Source organism: Bradyrhizobium sp. (assembly GCF_049691595.1).
GTDB lineage: Bacteria > Pseudomonadota > Alphaproteobacteria > Rhizobiales > Xanthobacteraceae > Bradyrhizobium.
The window spans coordinates 1-4,363 of the sequence record NZ_JBAVNZ010000662.1 but is presented as its reverse complement, the minus strand read 5'-3'; the positions used below and the strand labels follow the sequence as shown (position 1 = coordinate 4,363).

3 protein-coding genes and 1 pseudogene are annotated in these 4,363 nt (G+C 64.5%); 2 read left to right on the top strand and 2 right to left on the bottom strand.

The window, feature by feature from the left end:
• Positions 1–990, top strand: a 990-nt coding sequence (locus WCE35_RS26590; protein WP_424596284.1) for an ABC transporter substrate-binding protein, incomplete at its 5' end; no start/stop codon positions are given.
• Between the two features lie 86 nt (positions 991–1,076).
• Complete coding sequence (locus tag WCE35_RS26585; RefSeq protein ID WP_424596283.1) at positions 1,077–1,532, top strand: cupin domain-containing protein; 456 nt, start codon at positions 1,077–1,079, stop codon at positions 1,530–1,532.
• Positions 1,533–1,539: 7 nt separating this feature from the next.
• Here the strand turns inward: WCE35_RS26585 and WCE35_RS26580 are convergent, their stop codons facing one another.
• Together WCE35_RS26580 and WCE35_RS26575 are read right to left on the bottom strand one after the other, a co-directional pair.
• Complete coding sequence (locus tag WCE35_RS26580) at positions 1,540–2,790, bottom strand: flavin-dependent oxidoreductase (protein WP_424596282.1); 1,251 nt, start codon at positions 2,788–2,790, stop codon at positions 1,540–1,542.
• 53 nt (positions 2,791–2,843) lie between these two features.
• A pseudogene (locus tag WCE35_RS26575) lies at positions 2,844–4,363 on the bottom strand (bifunctional salicylyl-CoA 5-hydroxylase/oxidoreductase); the annotation flags it as partial.

The window sequence follows — 4,363 nt, the reverse complement described above, 5'->3', positions numbered from 1 at the left end:
GGCCGCGAGGTCGAGGTCATTGCGGTCGATGACGAGCTCAAGCCGGACGGTGCGGTGACCAAGGTCAAGGGCCTGCTCGAACGCGACAAGGTCGATTTCGTGGTGGGCCCGATCTTCTCCAATATCCTGCAGGCGATCCACAAGCCGATAACGGATACCAGGACTTTCCTGATCAGCCCGAATGCCGGCCCCTCGAGCTATGCCGGCAAGAACTGCAGCCCGTTTTTCTATGTGACCTCCTACCAGAACGATCAGGTGCATGAGGTGCTCGGCAAGGTCGCCCGGGATCGCGGTTACAAGCGCGTCTATTTGCTGGTTCCGAACTATCAGGCCGGCAAGGACTCCGTCGCCGGTTTCAAACTCGATTACAAGGGAGAAATCGTCGAGGAGACCTACATGCCGCTGGGCTCGCTGGATTTCCAGGTTGAGCTCTCCAAGATCGCATCGCTGAAGCCTGACGCGGTATTCACCTTCATGCCGGGCGGCATGGGCGTGAGCCTGGTGAAGCAGTACAGACAGGCCGGTCTCGCCGATCAAATTCCGGTTCTTTCGGCGTTCACGGTCGATGAATCGACGCTGCCGGCGCAGCAGGACGCGGCGGTCGGCATGTTCGGGGGCTCGAACTGGGCGCCGAACCTCGACACTCCGCAGAACAAGAAATTCGTCGCCGCCTATGAAGCTGCCTATAACAGCGTACCCGGTACCTATGCCTTCCAGGCTTACGATGCCGCGATGCTGATCGACAGCGCCGTCAAGGCGGTGAAGGGCGACCTCACCAACAAGGAAGCGGTGACGGCGGCGCTGAAGAAGGCCGACTTCACCTCGCTGCGCGGCGGCTTCAGGTTCAACGTCAACGGTTATCCTATCCAGGATTTCTACCTGACCAAGGTCGCAAAACGCGCGGACGGCAAATTCCAGACCGAGATCGTCGAGAAAGTGTTCGAGAATTACGGCGACCGTTACGCCAAGGATTGCATGCCGGGCAACTGAAACAGACTGAAGCGTTTTCCAGCGAAGCCGAACCCGGTTGGCGTGAAGAAAACGCGTCGAATTAACGATGGGAAGGAATCAAGGCGATGAAGAGCGAGATCACCGGCATCACCCGGGCCAATGAGGGCATGCAGGGCATTTCCTGGAATATCCTCGGCCAGACCTATGTGCCGAAGAACCGCACCGACCACTGCTTTTCCTGGCATGCGACGCTGCCGCCGGGCACCTTCGTGCCGCCGCATATTCATCCTGACCAGGATGAATATCTCTATATGCTGGAGGGAAAACTCGACTTCGTGCTGGGCGGCGGCGAGGCCCAGGCGACGCCGGGCGATCTGATCCGCCTCGGCATGGGCGTCCCGCACGGCATCTTCAACAAGTCCGGCCAGACCGCGAAAGTGCTGTTCTGGGTATCGCCGACCCAGAAACTGTATGATCTGTTCTGGGGCCTTCACAATCTGAAAGAACAGACTCCCGATGTCGTGGTGGCGCTGGCCGCCGAACACAACATCCACTTCCTGCCGCCCCCGCCGGGGGCGTGAGGCCAGTTTACGCCCGCACCGCCGCCAGCCCCGGCACGGCCGCGAACCCGGCCTTGCTGGCATAGCCGCGCACGATGGCCTCGCGTTGCGCGTAGCTCAGCACCCGCTCGATATCGTCAAAACCGTCGGGCGCGAGCTGCTCGACCGCGTCGATCACGCCTTCCGGGCCGCCGCGGCGGTTGGAACGCACGATCTCCGCCGTCATCGGCAACCGCTTCTGCTCATAGGCCGTCAGCGCCTGGCGCGGATGCTCCGAGCGCACCAGCGCATCGGCCAGCGCGCGCGCATCGAGGATGGCCTGCGAGGCGCCGTTCGACCCGACCGGATACATCGGGTGGGCGGCGTCGCCAAGCAACGTGATCCGACCGCTCGACCAATATGGCAGCGGATCGCGGTCGCAGGTCGGGTATTCGTAGAATTCCGGCGTCGCCGCGATCAGGCCCGGCACATCGACATGGGGCACCGAGAACCGCGCGACGTGCGGCATCAGTTCCTCGCGCTTGCCGGGCCGCGACCAGTCCTCGCGGCGCGGCGGCGGCGCATTGCCGTCGCCGATTTTCACCAGCACCGCCCAGTTGGTCAGGCGGCTGGCCGGGCTCGATCCTTCCGCGATCGGGTAGACCACGACCTTGGCGTTCAGGCCGCCGGCGACGATCATCGAACGGCCGCTCAAAAACACCGGCCAGTCGCGCGCGCCGCGCCACAGCATCAGCCCGTTCCAGCAGGGCGGCCCCTCGTCTGGAAACAGGGTTTCGCGCACCCGGGAATGGATACCGTCGGCGCCGATCAGAATATCGCCGCGCACCGTCCTGGCGTGGCTGCCGGCGCGATCGAAGAAATACGCCGTCACGCCACCCTCATCCTGGGTGAAGGCACCGAGCCTGCAGCCGGTGTGGATCGCATCCCGCCCCAGACGCTCCTCGACGGCGCAGTGGATCACGCTCTGCAGCCGGCCGCGGTGGATCGAGAATTGCGGCACGTCATGGCCGGCGTCGATGCCGCGGGCATCGCGCCAGACTTCCTGGCCGTGGCGGTTGAGATAATAGAGCACGTCGGTGCGGATCGCGACGTCGTCGAGCTTTTGCAAGAGGCCGAGGCCCGCGAGTTCCCGGATCGCATGGGGAAGCGTATTGATGCCGACGCCGAGTTCGCGGATGGTGTCCGACTGCTCGAACAGTTCGCAGCCGATGCCGCGGGCCCGCAGCATCAACGCGGTGGTAAGGCCCCCAATGCCGCCTCCGACGATAATCGCCTTCATCGCCTGACTCCACTCTATACCCTGCGCGACGGCCGGTAAGGTCGCATGGGCCATTACTCGGCCGCAAGCGGCTTTGTCGCCTCCACCTTCAGCTCGGCCCGGGTCTTCGGCTTAGCCTTAATTTTCAAATCGTCGAAATCCTGCCGGTCGCGGACACTGTTGCGGAAAATCTGCTCCTTGCCCGGCAGGTATTGCGGCGGGCACGACGCATCCGCACCATACCAGGCGGCGGCCTTCAGCGTGAATGCCGGGTCGACCAAATGCGGGCGGCCGAGCGCCACCAGATCGGCGCGGCCGGCGGCCAGGATGGTGTTGACCTGATCGGCCGTCGTGATGTTGCCGACGCACATCGTCGCCACCTTGGCCTCGTTGCGCACCTGCTCGGAAAATGGCGTCTGGAACATGCGTCCATAGACCGGCTCGGCGTCGCGCACGGTCTGGCCGGTGGAGACGTCGACCAGATCGACGCCGGCCTCGGCGAAGGCGCGCGCGATATCGACCGCGTCGTCGCCGGTGATGCCGCCCTCGGCCCAGTCGGTGGCGGAGATACGCACCGACATCGGCTTGTGCGCCGGCCACACCGCCCGCAACGCCTCGAACACTTCGAGCGGAAAGCGCAGGCGATTGGGCAGCGGGCCGCCATATTCATCGCTGCGCTGGTTGGTGAGCGGCGAGATAAAACTGGCCAGCAGATAGCCGTGAGCGCAGTGCAGCTCCAGGAGATCGAAGCCGCAGCGTTCGCCGCGCCCGGCAGCCGCAACGAACGCCGCCTTGACCGCATCCATCGCGGCGCGGTCCATCGCGCGCGGCACACGGCTGTCGGGGAAATAAGGAATCGGCGAAGCCGACACGATGTCCCAGCCGCCCTGCTCCAGCGGGCGGTCCATGCCGTCCCACATCAGTTTGGTGGCGCCCTTGCGCCCGGCATGGCCAAGTTGCAGGGCGATCTTGGCGGCGGAATTGGCGTGAACGAAATCGACGATTCGGCGCCACGCGGCTTCCTGCGCGTCGTTCCACAGCCCGGCACAGCCGGGCGTGATGCGGGCGTCGCGCGACACACAGGTCATTTCGGTAAAGATCAAACCGGCGCCGCCGATCGCGCGCGAGCCATAATGCACCAGATGAAAATCGCCGGGCACGCCTTCGTTGGCCGAATACATGCACATCGGCGATACCACGGCGCGGTTCGCGAGCGTCATGTCGCGCAGCCGAAGCGGCTGGAACATCGGCGCCACCGGCTTCTCGATATCCACGTCGAAACCCCGGGCGTGGACCTGCCGCGCAAAGGCCTTGTCGACCTCGGCGACAAAATCCGGCGCGCGCAGCGTGAGATTGTCGTAGGTGATCGCCTTGGCCCGCGTCATGACGCCGAAGGCGAACTGCACCGGGTCAAAATCCCAGAAGCGATCGACGTGCTCGAACCAGACCAGCGACACGTCGGCGGCATGCTGGGTTTTCTCGACCTCCTCGCGGCGGCCGTGTTCATATTGCTGCAGGGCCAGTTCGACCGTCGGCGCGCGATGCATGGCGTCCGCCAGCGCGATCGCGTCCTCCATTGCGAGCTTGGTGCCGG